The organism is Pseudomonas sp. NDM (assembly GCF_003105095.1).
GTDB classification, from domain to species: Bacteria; Pseudomonadota; Gammaproteobacteria; order Pseudomonadales; family Pseudomonadaceae; genus Aquipseudomonas; species Aquipseudomonas moraviensis_A.
Window position 1 is genome coordinate 24,936 of sequence record NZ_QETJ01000003.1, and the last position, 14,459, is coordinate 39,394.

Genomic DNA, 14,459 nt, shown 5'->3' on the forward strand with positions numbered 1-14,459 from the left:
CCGCGGAAAATGTTTAACCCGATGATTTAAATCAATATTTGTCGAGAGACGGAATGTTCTTGCGGACTGTTCCATCCGGGATTCCGAACGACGGACGGATTCGTGTTCGGCTCACCGATAGGCAATCGCTTAACGCCTGCTGAATAGCAAATACCCGCTAAAGAAATGTGCTCTCAGGCCGATGCGTCCTCAAGGAAACCAAATCTTAGGAGTTCACATGTCACTGACGGTCGGTTTTGCCAATCCCGCTGCAGTCACCATCGGCGGTAAAACTGCAGCGACGATCAACACCCTGAATGACGCGACCAATGAGGCAGCGGCGCAGGCGCTAGGTACCGAGAAGACCGAAACAAATCAGGTCAGAACCGGTGGCGGTCCTGTACAGCAAGAGAGCAAAACCGAGAGCGGCGGCAACCAGAGCGTCACCGTCAAGACGTTGCTCAAGCGCATGCAGGAGTTGCAGAAGCAGCTTCAGGAACAGCAGCAGCAATTGGCCGCAGCGCAGGCTGCGAGTTATCCAACGCCCGAAGCCAAGTCCCAGGCCATCATGTCCATTCAGGGGCAGATCGCGCAGACCAGCGCGGCAATGACGGAAGTCGCCGGTGCACTGGTCAAGGAAATGTCCAAGGGCGCCAGTGGTGGCCTGGTCAACACCACCGCGTAATGTGTCGTAGGGGCGAGTCAGCGATTCGCCCTACAACAAATGACGATTTCTGATTGTTGACAAAAGTCGGCGGGATTCTCATAGTTCGGTCTACGCAAACGTTTGCGCGGCTTCAACAGGGCTGATGTACACGGCCGTGACGTAGCTTACGTCAGCGCAAACGTTGCTCACAATAATCATAAGATCGGAGTGAACCCATGAAGCTGCCATTCGCCGCACGTCTTCTTGCTGTCGCTATGCTGGCTACTACCGCCGCTGCACTACCTGTCTCTTCGGCGTTCGCCGAATCTGCGGAAAAACCCAAGGTCGCGTTGGTCATGAAATCCCTGGCCAATGAATTCTTCCTGACCATGGAAGACGGCGCCAAGGCCTATCAGAAAGAACACTCCGCCGATTTCGATCTGATCTCCAACGGAATCAAGGACGAAACCGACACTGCCGGGCAGACCCGCATCGTCGAACAAATGATCCTGGCCAAGGTGAACGCACTGGTGATCGCGCCTTCTGACTCCAAAGCCATGGTGCCGGTGATCAAGAAGGCTGTAGACGCCGGTATCACCGTAATCAACATCGACAATCAGCTCGATCCCGCCGTGGTAAAAAGCAAAAACATCACCGTGCCGTTCGTAGGGCCGGACAATCGCAAGGGTGCGCGTCTGGTTGGCGAATACCTGGCCAAACAACTGAAGGCGGGCGACCAGGTCGGTATCATCGAAGGCGTGTCCACCACCACCAACGCGCAGGCGCGCACGGCCGGTTTCAAGGACGCGATGGAAGCCGCGCAGATCAAAGTGGTCTCGCTGCAATCCGGTGATTGGGAGATCGACAAGGGCAACAAGGTTGCGGCTTCGATCCTCAGCGAATACCCGGACGTCAAAGCGCTGCTGGCCGGTAACGACAGCATGGCGGTCGGCGCCGTTTCCGCGGTCCGTGCCGCCGGCAAGGCGGGCCAGGTTCAGGTCGTCGGTTACGACAACATCAACGCGATCAAGCCAATGCTCAAGGACGGTCGCGTGCTGGCTACGGCTGACCAGTTTGCTGCCAAGCAAGCCGTGTTCGGCATCGAAACCGCGCTGAAGATCATCAAGGGCGAAAAAGTCGACAGCGGTGCCAACGGCGTGATCGAAACACCGGTCGAGCTGGTCACCAAGTAAGTCATCTGGCGATACAACGGCGCTCGTCCGTCCGGGCGAGCGCGTGGAGATTCCTATGTCAGTTTCCGCTCCGAACGCTGTCCTCTCGGTCAGCGGTATCGGCAAGACCTATGCGCAACCGGTGCTCACCGGCATCGATCTGACGCTGATGCGCGGTGAAGTACTGGCGCTGACCGGCGAAAATGGTGCCGGCAAAAGTACCCTGTCGAAAATCATTGGTGGTCTGGTCACGCCCACCACTGGCCAGATGCAATTCCAGGGCAAGGACTACCGTCCGGGCAGCCGTACCCAGGCTGAAGAGCTTGGCGTGCGCATGGTCATGCAAGAACTCAATCTGTTGCCGACGCTGTCGGTTGCGGAAAACCTCTTTCTGGATAATCTGCCGAGCAGCGCTGGCTGGATCAGCCGCAAGCAATTGCGCAAGGCGGCGATCGAAGCCATGGCGCAGGTCGGCCTCGATGCGATCGATCCGGACACGCTGGTCGGCGAACTCGGTATCGGTCACCAGCAGATGGTCGAAATCGCGCGCAACCTGATCGGCGACTGCCACGTGCTGATCCTCGATGAGCCGACCGCGATGCTCACGGCGCGCGAAGTCGAAATGCTCTTCGAGCAGATCACCCGATTGCAGGCCCGTGGCGTTTCCATCATTTATATTTCCCACCGCCTCGAAGAACTGGCGCGCGTTGCACAGCGCATTGCTGTGCTGCGTGACGGCAATCTGGTCTGCGTCGAGCCGATGGCCAACTACAACAGCGAGCAACTGGTCACCTTGATGGTCGGTCGCGAACTGGGCGAACACATCGACATGGGGCCGCGCAAGATCGGTGCTCCGGCGTTGACGGTCACCGGCCTGACGCGTTCGGACAAAGTCCTCGACGTCTCCTTCGAAGTGCGTGCCGGGGAGATTTTCGGCATTTCCGGGTTGATCGGGGCAGGGCGCACGGAATTGCTGCGGCTGATCTTCGGTGCCGACACGGCTGACAGCGGAACCATCGCGCTCGGCTCCCCGGCCAAAGTTGTGAGTGTTCGCTCGCCAGTGGATGCCGTGCGCAATGGCATTGCCCTGATCACCGAGGATCGCAAGGGCGAAGGGCTGCTGCTCAGTCAATCGATCAGCGCCAACATTGCCTTGGGCAACATGCCGGAAATATCCAGTGGCGGGTTCATCAATGACGGCGACGAAATCTCTCTGGCGCAGCGTCAGATCGAGGCCATGCGCATCCGCAGTTCGAGCCCGACGCAATTGGTCTCGGAACTGTCGGGCGGCAATCAGCAGAAGGTCGTGATCGGCCGCTGGCTGGAACGCGACTGCTCAGTGCTGCTGTTCGACGAGCCGACTCGCGGTATCGACGTCGGCGCCAAGTTCGACATTTACGGTTTGCTCGGCGAACTGACCCGTCAGGGCAAAGCGCTGGTCGTGGTATCCAGTGACCTGCGCGAGTTGATGTTGATCTGCGACCGGATCGGCGTGCTCTCGGCGGGGCGCCTGATCGACACCTTCGAGCGCGACAGCTGGACCCAGGATGATTTGCTTGCCGCCGCATTCGCCGGCTACCAAAAACGTGATGCGTTGCTCAACGAAGCAGCGCCTAGGGATCTCCCATGAAAACTGCATCCTCTACCAGTAAACGTAGTGGCAATTTTTTCGGCCTGGGTACTTACCTGGGCCTGGCCGGTGCCTTGCTGGCGATGATTGCGCTGTTCTCGGTCCTGAGCAGCCATTTCCTCTCGTACAACACGTTCAGCACCCTGGCCAACCAGATTCCCGACCTGATGGTGCTGGCAGTGGGCATGACCTTCGTGCTGATCATCGGCGGCATCGACCTGTCGGTTGGCTCGGTGCTGGCGCTGGCTGCATCTACGGTCAGCGTTGCGATTCTCGGTTGGGGCTGGAGCGTTTTACCGGCAGCCCTGCTCGGCATGGCGGTAGCGGCTCTGGCCGGGACCATCACGGGCTCGATCACCGTGGCCTGGCGGATTCCGTCGTTCATCGTCTCCCTCGGCGTGCTGGAGATGGCCCGCGGTGTGGCCTATCAGATGACCGGCTCGCGTACCGCTTACATTGGTGATGCGTTTGCCTGGCTGTCGAATCCGATCGCGTTCGGTATTTCCCCCTCGTTCATCATCGCTTTGCTGGTGATTTTCATCGCGCAGGCGGTTTTGACCCGCACCGTTTTCGGTCGCTACCTGATCGGCATCGGCACCAACGAAGAGGCGGTGCGTCTGGCCGGGATCAATCCCAAGCCCTACAAGATTCTGGTGTTCAGCCTGATGGGTTTGCTGGCGGGCATCGCTGCGCTGTTTCAGATTTCGCGTCTGGAAGCGGCTGACCCGAACGCAGGTTCGGGCCTGGAGCTGCAAGTGATCGCAGCCGTGGTCATCGGCGGCACCAGCCTGATGGGTGGTCGCGGTTCGGTGATCAGCACTTTCTTTGGCGTGTTGATCATTTCCGTCCTCGCTGCCGGACTCGCACAGATTGGTGCGACGGAGCCGACCAAGCGCATTATTACCGGTGCGGTGATCGTCATCGCCGTGGTGCTCGACACCTATCGCAGTCAACGCGCCAGTCGCCGGGGCTGAACCATGGCAACGATCAAGGATGTAGCGGCACTCGCGGGCATTTCCTACACGACCGTGTCGCACGTGGTAAACAACACCCGCCCGGTGAGTCAGGAAGTGCGGCGCAAAGTGGAGGCGGCGATCAAGAGCCTCGACTACGTACCCAGTGCCGTGGCGCGCTCGCTGAAAGCCAAAACCACGGCGACCATCGGCCTGCTGGTGCCCAACAGCCTCAACCCGTACTTCGCCGAATTGGCGCGGGGAATCGAGGATTATTGCGAGCGTAATGGCTACTGCGTGATCCTCTGCAACTCCGACGACAACCCGGAAAAGCAGCGCAGTTATTTGCGCGTGTTGCTGGAAAAGCGCATCGACGGCTTGATCGTTGCCTCCGCCGGCGGTGACAGCGGTCTGGCAGAAGGGCTGGCGGGCGTGAAGACGCCGATGGTGATCGTCGACCGTGGCCTGGAGGGTGTGAATGCCGATCTGGTGCGCATCGATCACGAATACGGCGCTTATCTGGCGACGCGCCACCTGCTTGAGTTGGGGCATCGCGACATCGCCACCATCGGCGGCCCGGCGAGCACCAGCGTGGCGCAAATGCGTCAGGCCGGTTATTGCCGGGCGCTGCAAGAGGCGGGAATCGAGGTGCGCGAAGAGCGCATGCTCGAAAGCGATTTCACCAGCACCGGTGGTTACAACGCCGCCGCACGGCTGCTTGAAAGCAATCCGCCGAGTGCGATTTTTGCCGGTAACGACATGATTGGCATCGGTGTGCTGCGTGCAGCGGCCGAACGTAACGTGCGGGTGCCGGCCGAGTTATCGGTGATCGGCTTCGATGACATTCAAATGAGTCGTTATGTCTATCCGGCGCTGACCACGGTCGGCCAGTCGATCCTGCAACTCGGCGAAATGGCTGCCGAAGTGCTCTTGCGAAGAATTGCTGCGCCTGATTCAGGTACCGAGCAACGCATCGTGACTCCCAGCATTGTCCTGCGCGAATCGACCGCGCCGCTGTCCGGCGTGTTCACCGAATATCGCTGAAACCGAATTGATGAGTAGTGATGTATGCCAGCAAATGTAGTGGTAATAGGCAGTCTGAACATGGACCTGGTCACCCGGGCGCCACGGCTGCCTCGCGGCGGTGAAACGCTGATCGGTCATACCTTCGCCACGGTTTCCGGCGGCAAGGGCGCCAATCAGGCAGTTGCCGCAGCGCGCCTGGGCGCGCAGGTGGCGATGATCGGTTGCGTCGGAAATGACGACTATGGTGTGCGGTTGCGCGATGCGTTGCTGGCCGAGCACATCGATTGCCAGGCTGTCAGCGTTGTGGAGGATTCCAGTGGCGTAGCGCTGATTGTGGTCGATGACAACAGCCAGAACGCCATCGTGATTGTCGCCGGTGCCAACGGCGCGATGACCCCGGCAGTGATCGACCGTTTTGATGCGGTGTTGCAGGCCGCCGATGTGGTGATCTGCCAGCTCGAGATTCCCGATGCGACGGTCGGACATGCGCTCAAGCGTGCGCGTGAACTGGGCAAAACCGTAATCCTCAACCCGGCGCCGGCCAGTCGCCCGTTGCCGGCAGACTGGTTCGCCGCCATCGACTATCTGATTCCCAATGAGAGCGAAGCAGCCGCATTGAGCGGTCTCTCTGTCGACTCGCTGCAGTCGGCAGAAACGGCCGCCACTCAATTGATTGCCATGGGCGCGGGCAAAGTCATCGTCACGTTAGGCGCGCAGGGTTCGTTGTTCGCCGATGGCAAAGGCTTCGAACATTTTCCCGCACCGACCGTGAAGGCGGTGGACACCACGGCGGCGGGCGACACCTTTGTCGGTGGTTTCGCTGCAGCGCTGGCCAATGGCAAGTCTGAGGCGGAGGCGATTCGCTATGGCCAGATTGCTGCTGCACTGTCGGTCACCCGTGCCGGTGCGCAACCCTCCATTCCAACCATGTCCGAAGTACAGGCGTTCAGACCCGCATGAAAAAGACTCCTCTGCTCAACGTCGCGCTGTCGCGACTGATCGCATCTCTTGGCCACGGTGACATGGTCGTGATTGGCGACGCCGGTTTGCCGGTGCCGCCGGGTGTCGAATTGATCGATCTGGCGCTGACCCATGGCATCCCTGATTTCGTCAGCACACTGAAAGTCGTGCTCAGCGAAATGCAGGTGGAAAGCCACGTGCTGGCCAAGGAGATCTTCGACAAGCAACCGACGGCACTGGCGGATCTGGACGCCTTGAACGAAGAGGGCGCCCTGGGCCGTAGGGATCTGCTCACCCACGAACAGTTCAAGGTGCTGAGCCGACAGGCCAGGGCGATCATTCGTACAGGAGAATGTCAGCCGTACTGCAACATCGTTCTGGTCGCCGGGGTTACATTCTGATTTCCGATTCACCTGCACAAGGAATGCGCCATGCAACGCTATGCTGAAAAACTTCATCAACTGATCCGGAGCCTGCTGCTTGTGTCCGTGCTAACTGCGACCGGCGCTCAGGCGGCGGAAAAAATCGACCTGATCATCGACACCGATCCTGGCGCTGACGACGTGGTCGCCTTGCTGTTCGCTCTGGCGTCGCCGGATGAACTGAATATTCGCGCGCTGACGACGGTGGCCGGGAATGTGCGCCTGGACAAGACTTCGCGTAACGCGCGATTGGCTCGCGAATGGGCAGGGCGCGAAGACGTACCGGTTTACGCCGGCGCGCCGAAACCGCTGATGCGCACGCCGATCTACGCCGAGAACATTCATGGCAAGGAAGGCTTGTCGGGCGTTACGGTTCACGAACCGAAAAAAGGCCTGGCGAAAGGCAATGCGGTCAATTATCTGATCGACACCCTTAAATCGGCCAAGCCACACAGCATCACCATCGCCATGCTCGGTCCGCAGACCAATCTGGCGCTGGCGCTGATCCAGGAGCCCGAGATCGTTCAGGGCATCAAGGAAGTGGTGATCATGGGCGGTGCGCATTTCAACGGTGGCAACATCACCCCCGTCGCCGAATTCAACCTGTTCGCTGATCCACAGGCTGCCGAGGTGGTGCTCAAGAGCGGGGTGAAGCTGACGTATCTGCCGCTGGACGTGACGCACAAGATCCTCACCAGTGATGCACGCCTGAAGCAGATTGCCGCGCTGAACAACAATGCGAGCAAGATCGTCGGCGACATTCTCAACGAATACATCAAGGGCGATATGGAGCACTACGGCATTCCCGGCGGCCCGGTGCATGACGCGACTGTTGTGGCGTACCTGCTCAAGCCTGAGCTGTTTACCGGTCGGACGGTCAATGTCGTGGTGGATAGTCGGGAAGGTCCGACATTCGGCCAGACCATTGTCGACTGGTACGACGGTCTGAAAGCACCGAAGAATGCGTTCTGGGTCGAAAATGGCGACGCCCAGGGATTCTTTGATCTGCTGACCGAGCGCCTGAAGCGCCTCAAATAAGTCCGCTGACCCGCAGGCCCCTGCCTGCGGGTTTCACTGGGCGTGTTCGGCCGATACGGTGGGGTATCGTTCGAATACCTGATTGATGAATTGCTGCGCCGCCTCGATTCCCAGCTCCTTGACCAACAGGTCGATGCCGATCAGCGCCAGCTCTTCCGTCGTACCAGGACTGTAAGAGCTGTGTCCGTCTGCCCATTTGGCTTTGATGTCGGCGTCGATGCTGAGGCTGGTCATGAGAAGGCTCGAAGGTCAGGGTGTCTGTTTTTCGAGTTAACCATTTTGCGCGGCGTTTGGCACTGCGACTTAGGCATGAGCGGAGTGCTATGCGACACTTGGTCTTTTACGGCCTACCAAGGACCCTGTTGTGCAGATCGATCTGAATACCCCTGACGGCCTCACGCTCGACGCTGTGCGCCAATTGCTCGCCTCGGGCAGCGACGACGAACATACTCAATTGCGCGTGACCAAGGGCGGCATCGCCTATTTGTCCAGCGTGACTGGCGGGCAGGATATCGACGGTCTGCTGTTTCGTCTTGAAACCTGGGCGAGGGGCTCGGGCTATGTCGGCAAGGTCGCGGCCAGCGATGAAGTCTGGGTCATGCAGATTTTCAACGCGCTCAGGGACAACTGGCCGAATCCGCCCTTTGACTACATCGACGTTTATTAAGCGTCGTTAATATTCAGTCACGATTGTTTGATGAGCCGGGCAGGGCAGCTCAGGCACACTCGGCATTTTTCCGCTCGTGGGGCAGGGCATGGCTCTGGCCGTGAAACCAAACGCCGAGCTGGCGGTCGCACGATCTCTGCTTAAACATTTGAAAACAAGGAGGCTTCATGCCTTTGAAGTTCGCGACACTGGGTGCACTTATGGCCGCTGCTCTATTGGCCGGTTGCAGCACAACCTCCAGCGAGTCGGCAAAGGAGCCCGTGGCGGCTGAATCTGGAAATAGCCGCTGCGAAGCATCGGCAGCACAATTTGCCGTTGGCAAGAAAGCATCCCCTGAGCTGCTGGATCAGGCGCGTGCCAAGGCTGGAGCGCAAAATGCGCGTTTCCTCAAGCCGAACGACATGATCACGCTGGAATATCGCTCCGACCGCCTGAACCTGAACACTGACAACAGCCTGGTGGTTACCCGCGTCAACTGCGGCTGAGCGCTTTTGTGTCAGGCATAAAAAACCCCGTCACCTGGACGGGGTTTTTTTAGTGCGCCGAGAAATTACTCTGGGCGAACCTGTGCAGCTTGCATACCCTTTTGGCCTTTCTCAGCCACGAAAGAGACGGTCTGGCCTTCTTTCAGGCTTTTGAAACCGTCGGATTCGATAGCTTTGAAGTGTACGAACAGGTCGTCACCGCCACCTTGAGGAGTGATGAAGCCGAAGCCTTTTTCATCGTTGAACCATTTAACGGTGCCGGTTTGGCGATTAGACATGGTGTATCTCCAAGAAACATATATTTTCAGTAGTACTGTGCTGCTCAGGCCAACTGGGCACACCCGGGTATCATAGTCGAAATGTTCGCTTTGGTAGCCCCCCGGACGTGCTGTTTGCCAATCAGTCGTGTTTTCTTTACCGCCTGTTTCTGCTGAAAGCCCCGGTTTGAAAGGCTTGCAGCGAAACGTAAAGACGATAAAAAAACCTGTAAAACCTGCATAAATCGTCCAAAAAGGCTCATTTCCAACACTTTTTTCGGCCTTTCAAGCGATCAGGATGCTCGGTTTTGTTATTTTTTCGCCGGGGTATTTGCCTTGCATTTGGCGATCTGACCAAGGGCTTTCTGCTGCAGTTCCGGAGCCGCCTTGTTGTCCATCAATGCCTGAATATCGCTGGCCGGATAGGACTTGATGGCGTCAGCACCGCAAGCGCAGTGCGATTTCGCTGCAGCAGCACCGATTTGTGGGGTGGCAGCCTGGGTGCATTGGGCCATGTACTTCTCGCGCTCGCCCTTCGGCCAGTCGGCATGGGCGCTCAGTGGCAGCAGCAGAACGACGGGGGCGACGGCGGCGAATAAGCTTTTCAGACGCATCGAGGATGCTCCTTGTGGGTCAATGTCTTGTTATCTGAGGGCGCAAAGGCCGATCAAGTTCAGCACTCTGGCATAAAAACGGACATTTGGCCTTCTGCCAAATCAGGGCGTGAGCGACCGCTCATCTGTGCTAGCATGCCGGGCTCAAGCGTTCTCAGGCTTCGGATGACCTTCAGTCCCGAAGCGGTCGGCGTGCGAATTTTTCCGATTTGAATCCCAGTCACTCTGGTTCGGTTTTCCGGTTGGCCGCAAGGCTCCTGCCGCTGTAAGGCAGGCGTTCGTCATTGAATGGCCTGGATCGGATCTTGTACTGGCTCATCCCAACCCACGTGACCTTTGGTAGGGGTCACCACTAGGAGAGGAGGCGCCATGCCAACTATTACTCTTCCCGACGGCAGTCAACGTTCATTCGATCACCCGGTTTCCGTAGCCGAGGTCGCCGCATCCATTGGTGCAGGCCTGGCCAAAGCCACGCTCGCCGGCAAGGTCAATGGCCAACTGGTCGACGCCAGCGACATCATCAGCAGCGACGCGACCCTGCAAATCATTACGCCAAAGGATGAAGAGGGGCTGGAGATCATTCGCCACTCTTGCGCGCACCTGGTCGGCCACGCGGTCAAGCAACTGTACCCGACCGCGAAAATGGTCATCGGCCCGGTCATCGACGAAGGCTTCTATTACGACATCGCCTACGAGCGTCCTTTCACGCCGGAAGACATGGCGGCCATCGAACAGCGCATGCAGCAGCTGATCGAGAAGGATTACGACGTCATCAAGAAAGTCACTCCGCGCGCCGAAGTGATCGAAGTGTTCAAGGCTCGCGGTGAAGACTACAAGCTGCGCCTGGTCGAGGACATGCCGAACGAACAGACCATGGGTCTGTACTATCACGAAGAATACGTCGACATGTGCCGCGGTCCGCACGTGCCGAACACGCGCTTCCTGAAATCCTTCAAGCTGACCAAGCTGTCGGGTGCCTACTGGCGCGGCGACGCCAAGAACGAGCAATTGCAGCGCGTTTACGGCACCGCCTGGGCTGACAAGAAGCAGCTGGCAGCTTACATCCAGCGCATCGAAGAAGCCGAGAAGCGCGATCACCGCAAGATCGGCAAGCGCCTGGGCCTGTTCCACACCCAGGAAGAATCCCCGGGCATGGTGTTCTGGCACCCGAACGGCTGGACTTTGTACCAGGTGCTTGAGCAGTACATGCGCAAGATCCAGCGTGACAACGGCTACCTTGAGATCAAGACCCCTCAAGTCGTTGACCGCAGCCTGTGGGAGAAATCCGGGCACTGGGCCAACTACGCCGACAACATGTTCACCACTCAGTCGGAAAACCGCGACTACGCGATCAAGCCGATGAACTGCCCGTGCCACGTGCAGGTGTTCAATCAGGGCCTGAAGAGCTACCGCGAGTTGCCGATGCGCCTGGCCGAGTTCGGTGCCTGCCACCGTAACGAGCCGTCGGGTGCTTTGCACGGCATCATGCGCGTGCGAGCGTTCACTCAGGACGACGCGCACATCTTCTGCACCGAAGAGCAGATGCAGGCCGAGTCCGCTGCGTTCATCAAGCTGACCATGGACGTCTATCGCGATTTCGGCTTTACCGAAGTCGAGATGAAACTGTCCACTCGTCCGGAAAAACGCGTTGGCTCCGACGAACTGTGGGATCGCGCTGAGGCCGCATTGGCTGCAGCCCTTGATTCCGCTGGCTTGCCATACGATCTGCAGCCGGGCGAGGGTGCTTTCTACGGTCCGAAGATCGAATTTTCGCTGAAAGATTGTCTCGGTCGCGTGTGGCAGTGTGGTACCTTGCAGCTCGATTTTAACCTGCCTGTCCGTTTGGGCGCTGAATACGTCTCCGAAGACAACAGCCGCAAACACCCTGTGATGCTGCACCGGGCGATCCTCGGCTCGTTCGAGCGTTTCGTCGGGATTCTGATCGAGCACTACGAAGGTGCTTTCCCTGCGTGGCTCGCGCCAACCCAGGCGGTGATCATGAATATCACTGATAAACAGGCAGATTTTGTTGCAGAGGTTGAAAAAACTCTCAACGAAAGCGGATTTCGTGCCAAGTCCGACTTGAGAAATGAAAAGATCGGCTTTAAAATCCGCGAGCATACTTTGCTCAAGGTTCCCTATCTTTTGGTTATCGGAGATAAGGAAGTCGAGATGCAGACTGTCGCTGTGCGTACTCGTGAAGGTGCTGACCTGGGCTCGATGCCCGTCGCCCGGTTCGCTGAGTTTCTCGCGCAAGCGGTTTCCCGGCGTGGTCGCCCAGATTCGGAGTAATTATTATTAAGCGTGAAATGAGACAAGATAAACGAGCTGCACCGAAAGCCCCGATCAACGAGAATATCTCGGCACGCGAGGTTCGGTTAATTGGCGCTGATGGCGAGCAGATTGGCATCGTCTCGATTGATGAAGCGCTTCGTATCGCTGAAGAAGCAAAGCTTGATCTGGTGGAAATTTCCGCCGACGCAGTCCCGCCTGTTTGCCGGGTGATGGACTACGGCAAGTCGATTTTCGAGAAGAAGAAGCAGATTGCCGCGGCGAAGAAAAACCAGAAGCAGATTCAGGTTAAAGAAATCAAGTTTCGTCCAGGGACGGAGGAAGGGGATTACCAGGTAAAACTGCGCAACCTGGTACGTTTCCTGAGTGACGGGGACAGGGCCAAGGTATCCTTGCGATTCCGCGGCCGTGAGATGGCCCACCAGGAGCTGGGGATGGAACTCCTCAAGCGAGTTGAACAAGACCTGCTCGAGTACGGTTCGGTCGAACAGCATCCTAAGATGGAAGGACGCCAGCTGATCATGGTCATCGCCCCGAAAAAGAAGAAGTAATCAACAGGGCACGGCAGGCCTTCTGATTATGTTTATCAACTGAATGCGGAGTATCCGAACATGCCAAAAATGAAAACCAAAAGTGGTGCTGCCAAGCGGTTTCTGAAAACTGCTAACGGCATCAAGCACAAGCACGCTTTCAAGAGCCACATCCTGACTAAAATGTCGACCAAGCGTAAGCGTCAACTGCGCGGTAGCAGCTTGCTGCATCCGTCTGACGTGGCAAAAGTCGAGCGCATGCTGCGCCTTCGTTAATTTAGTCAAGAATAGAGGAAGTAACTCATGGCTCGTGTAAAGCGTGGCGTCATTGCCCGTAAGCGTCACAAAAAAATTCTGAAACTTGCTAAAGGCTACTACGGCGCACGCTCCCGCGTATTCCGTGTTGCCAAGCAAGCGGTAATCAAGGCAGGCCAATACGCCTACCGTGACCGTCGTCAGAAAAAACGTCAGTTCCGCGCTCTGTGGATCGCTCGTATCAACGCTGGTGCTCGTGTTAACGGTCTGTCCTACAGCCGTTTCATCGCTGGCCTGAAAAAAGCGTCCATCGAGATCGACCGCAAGGTTCTGGCTGATCTGGCAGTGAACGAAAAAGCGGCGTTTGCTGCGATTGTCGAGAAAGCTAAAGCCACCTTGGCTTAAGTACCCCCGACAGTCACCCGGCCTCACCTCTGTGGGGCCAGGTGTTAAACGTCATAAATAGGGGAAGAGCCTTCAAGCTCTTCCCCTATTTTGTATCTGGAGTCTGTACATGGAAAACCTGGATGCGCTGGTCTCTCAAGCACTAGAGGCTGTGCAAAGCGCTGAAGATATCAATGCCCTGGAGCAAATCCGGGTTCAATACCTTGGCAAGAAGGGCGAATTGACTCAGGTGATGAAGACCCTGGGGAATCTGCCGGCCGAAGAGCGTCCGCAAGTCGGTGCGCTGATCAACGTTGCCAAGGAACGTGTTACAGGCGTTCTCAATGCGCGCATGGCCCTGTTTGAAGAAGCCGAACTGGCTGCCAAACTGTCCGCCGAATCCATCGACGTGACATTGCCGGGCCGTGGCCAGACCTCTGGTGGTCTGCATCCGGTCACCCGGACTCTGGAGCGTGTCGAGCAGTTCTTCACCCGCATCGGCTACGGCATCGCCGAAGGCCCAGAGGTCGAAGACGACTATCACAACTTCGAAGCGCTCAACATCCCAGGCCATCACCCGGCCCGGTCGATGCATGACACCTTCTATTTCAATGCCAACATGTTGCTGCGCACCCATACCTCGCCGGTACAGGTCCGCACCATGGAATCGAAGCAGCCGCCGATCCGCATCGTCTGCCCTGGCCGCGTATATCGCAGCGACTCCGATATCACCCATTCGCCGATGTTCCACCAGGTCGAAGGCCTGCTGGTTGATCGCGACATCAATTTCGCCGATCTCAAAGGCACCATCGAAGAATTCCTGCGGGTGTTCTTCGAGAAAGAACTGGCCGTACGTTTCCGTCCTTCGTACTTCCCGTTCACCGAGCCATCCGCTGAAGTCGATATGGAATGCGTGATGTGCAGCGGTAAAGGCTGCCGCGTCTGCAAGCAGACCGGCTGGCTGGAAGTGATGGGCTGCGGCATGGTTCACCCGAACGTGCTGCGCATGTCCGGCATCGACCCGGAAGAATTCTCCGGCTTTGCCTTCGGCATGGGCGTCGAGCGTCTGGCCATGCTCCGTTACGGCGTGAACGACTTGCGTCTGTTCTTCGACAACGACTTGCGGTTCCTCGCGCAATTTCGCTAGTC

18 protein-coding genes are annotated in these 14,459 nt (G+C 57.8%); 15 read left to right on the plus strand and 3 right to left on the minus strand.

The window, feature by feature from the left end; all coding sequences use genetic code 11:
- The first annotated feature begins 217 nt into the window (after positions 1–217).
- The 8 genes from DCO47_RS01145 to DCO47_RS01180 all read left to right on the plus strand — a co-directional run bounded on the left by DCO47_RS01145 (position 218) and on the right by DCO47_RS01180 (position 7,826).
- Positions 218–664: a hypothetical protein gene (locus tag DCO47_RS01145; RefSeq protein WP_042609445.1), complete on the plus strand. Its 447-nt coding sequence runs from the start codon at positions 218–220 to the stop codon at positions 662–664.
- A gap of 197 nt (positions 665–861) precedes the next feature.
- Positions 862–1,818, plus strand: a complete 957-nt coding sequence (locus DCO47_RS01150) for a sugar ABC transporter substrate-binding protein (protein ID WP_064363934.1) — start codon at positions 862–864, stop codon at positions 1,816–1,818.
- 55 nt (positions 1,819–1,873) lie between these two features.
- A complete protein-coding gene (locus DCO47_RS01155) occupies positions 1,874–3,427 on the plus strand; it encodes a sugar ABC transporter ATP-binding protein (protein ID WP_116657263.1) in 1,554 nt (517 codons plus the stop codon).
- Positions 3,424–4,401 (plus strand): ABC transporter permease, encoded by a 978-nt coding sequence (locus tag DCO47_RS01160; RefSeq protein WP_065615025.1) that lies wholly within the window; start codon positions 3,424–3,426, stop codon positions 4,399–4,401. Before DCO47_RS01155 ends, DCO47_RS01160 begins: the two co-directional genes overlap by 4 nt.
- A 3-nt stretch (positions 4,402–4,404) precedes the next feature.
- On the plus strand, positions 4,405–5,424 hold the full coding sequence (locus DCO47_RS01165; RefSeq protein ID WP_083353154.1) for a LacI family DNA-binding transcriptional regulator: 1,020 nt from the start codon (positions 4,405–4,407) through the stop codon (positions 5,422–5,424).
- A gap of 24 nt (positions 5,425–5,448) precedes the next feature.
- Entirely contained in the window at positions 5,449–6,366 is a 918-nt protein-coding gene (gene rbsK / locus DCO47_RS01170; protein ID WP_042609449.1) for a ribokinase, read from the plus strand.
- On the plus strand, positions 6,363–6,767 hold the full coding sequence (gene rbsD / locus DCO47_RS01175) for a D-ribose pyranase (protein ID WP_041478553.1): 405 nt from the start codon (positions 6,363–6,365) through the stop codon (positions 6,765–6,767). Before rbsK ends, rbsD begins: the two co-directional genes overlap by 4 nt.
- Before the next feature lie 30 nt (positions 6,768–6,797).
- Positions 6,798–7,826, plus strand: coding sequence for a nucleoside hydrolase (locus DCO47_RS01180; protein WP_116657264.1), 1,029 nt, complete (start codon positions 6,798–6,800; stop codon positions 7,824–7,826).
- Positions 7,827–7,859: 33 nt separating this feature from the next.
- On the opposite strand, the gene DCO47_RS01185 is transcribed toward DCO47_RS01180, so the two are convergent.
- Positions 7,860–8,060, minus strand: coding sequence for a hypothetical protein (locus DCO47_RS01185; RefSeq protein WP_042609451.1), 201 nt, complete (start codon positions 8,058–8,060; stop codon positions 7,860–7,862).
- A gap of 130 nt (positions 8,061–8,190) precedes the next feature.
- Between DCO47_RS01185 and DCO47_RS01190 the strand changes: the two genes are divergently transcribed.
- Positions 8,191–8,493 (plus strand): hypothetical protein, encoded by a 303-nt coding sequence (locus tag DCO47_RS01190; RefSeq protein ID WP_116657265.1) that lies wholly within the window; start codon positions 8,191–8,193, stop codon positions 8,491–8,493.
- Positions 8,494–8,660: 167 nt separating this feature from the next.
- Positions 8,661–8,978: an I78 family peptidase inhibitor gene (locus DCO47_RS01195; RefSeq protein WP_042609453.1), complete on the plus strand. Its 318-nt coding sequence runs from the start codon at positions 8,661–8,663 to the stop codon at positions 8,976–8,978.
- A gap of 65 nt (positions 8,979–9,043) precedes the next feature.
- On the opposite strand, the gene DCO47_RS01200 is transcribed toward DCO47_RS01195, so the two are convergent.
- Positions 9,044–9,256, minus strand: coding sequence for a cold-shock protein (locus DCO47_RS01200; RefSeq protein WP_003179963.1), 213 nt, complete (start codon positions 9,254–9,256; stop codon positions 9,044–9,046).
- A gap of 290 nt (positions 9,257–9,546) precedes the next feature.
- Entirely contained in the window at positions 9,547–9,849 is a 303-nt protein-coding gene (locus DCO47_RS01205) for a hypothetical protein (RefSeq protein WP_042609454.1), read from the minus strand.
- A gap of 369 nt (positions 9,850–10,218) precedes the next feature.
- Between DCO47_RS01205 and thrS the strand changes: the two genes are divergently transcribed.
- From thrS to pheS, 5 genes are all read left to right on the plus strand, one after another.
- Entirely contained in the window at positions 10,219–12,141 is a 1,923-nt protein-coding gene (gene thrS, locus DCO47_RS01210; protein ID WP_042609455.1) for a threonine--tRNA ligase, read from the plus strand.
- Entirely contained in the window at positions 12,141–12,692 is a 552-nt protein-coding gene (gene infC / locus DCO47_RS01215; protein ID WP_169432615.1) for a translation initiation factor IF-3, read from the plus strand. The genes thrS and infC overlap by 1 nt, the downstream gene beginning before the upstream one ends.
- A gap of 60 nt (positions 12,693–12,752) precedes the next feature.
- Complete coding sequence (gene rpmI / locus DCO47_RS01220) at positions 12,753–12,947, plus strand: 50S ribosomal protein L35 (protein ID WP_002553160.1); 195 nt, start codon at positions 12,753–12,755, stop codon at positions 12,945–12,947.
- Positions 12,948–12,974: 27 nt separating this feature from the next.
- Positions 12,975–13,331 (plus strand): 50S ribosomal protein L20, encoded by a 357-nt coding sequence (gene rplT, locus DCO47_RS01225; RefSeq protein ID WP_002553161.1) that lies wholly within the window; start codon positions 12,975–12,977, stop codon positions 13,329–13,331.
- Positions 13,332–13,440: 109 nt separating this feature from the next.
- Positions 13,441–14,457: a phenylalanine--tRNA ligase subunit alpha gene (gene pheS, locus DCO47_RS01230; RefSeq protein WP_003226365.1), complete on the plus strand. Its 1,017-nt coding sequence runs from the start codon at positions 13,441–13,443 to the stop codon at positions 14,455–14,457.
- The last annotated feature ends 2 nt before the right edge of the window (positions 14,458–14,459 follow it).

Bases quoted from the DNA above. Each gene is read 5' to 3' on its own strand.
- DCO47_RS01195 (WP_042609453.1), top strand. From the start codon at position 8,661: ATGCCTTTGAAGTTCGCGACACTGGGTGCACTTATGGCCGCTGCTCTA.
- DCO47_RS01160 (WP_065615025.1), top strand. From the start codon at position 3,424: ATGAAAACTGCATCCTCTACCAGTAAACGTAGTGGCAATTTTTTCGGC.
- DCO47_RS01205 (WP_042609454.1), bottom strand. From the start codon at position 9,849: ATGCGTCTGAAAAGCTTATTCGCCGCCGTCGCCCCCGTCGTTCTGCTG.
- DCO47_RS01180 (WP_116657264.1), top strand. From the start codon at position 6,798: ATGCAACGCTATGCTGAAAAACTTCATCAACTGATCCGGAGCCTGCTG.
- DCO47_RS01200 (WP_003179963.1), bottom strand. From the start codon at position 9,256: ATGTCTAATCGCCAAACCGGCACCGTTAAATGGTTCAACGATGAAAAA.
- rplT (WP_002553161.1), top strand. From the start codon at position 12,975: ATGGCTCGTGTAAAGCGTGGCGTCATTGCCCGTAAGCGTCACAAAAAA.
- DCO47_RS01145 (WP_042609445.1), top strand. From the start codon at position 218: ATGTCACTGACGGTCGGTTTTGCCAATCCCGCTGCAGTCACCATCGGC.
- rbsD (WP_041478553.1), top strand. From the start codon at position 6,363: ATGAAAAAGACTCCTCTGCTCAACGTCGCGCTGTCGCGACTGATCGCA.
- DCO47_RS01155 (WP_116657263.1), top strand. From the start codon at position 1,874: ATGTCAGTTTCCGCTCCGAACGCTGTCCTCTCGGTCAGCGGTATCGGC.
- DCO47_RS01185 (WP_042609451.1), bottom strand. From the start codon at position 8,060: ATGACCAGCCTCAGCATCGACGCCGACATCAAAGCCAAATGGGCAGAC.
- DCO47_RS01150 (WP_064363934.1), top strand. From the start codon at position 862: ATGAAGCTGCCATTCGCCGCACGTCTTCTTGCTGTCGCTATGCTGGCT.
- DCO47_RS01165 (WP_083353154.1), top strand. From the start codon at position 4,405: ATGGCAACGATCAAGGATGTAGCGGCACTCGCGGGCATTTCCTACACG.
- rbsK (WP_042609449.1), top strand. From the start codon at position 5,449: ATGCCAGCAAATGTAGTGGTAATAGGCAGTCTGAACATGGACCTGGTC.
- thrS (WP_042609455.1), top strand. From the start codon at position 10,219: ATGCCAACTATTACTCTTCCCGACGGCAGTCAACGTTCATTCGATCAC.
- rpmI (WP_002553160.1), top strand. From the start codon at position 12,753: ATGCCAAAAATGAAAACCAAAAGTGGTGCTGCCAAGCGGTTTCTGAAA.
- pheS (WP_003226365.1), top strand. From the start codon at position 13,441: ATGGAAAACCTGGATGCGCTGGTCTCTCAAGCACTAGAGGCTGTGCAA.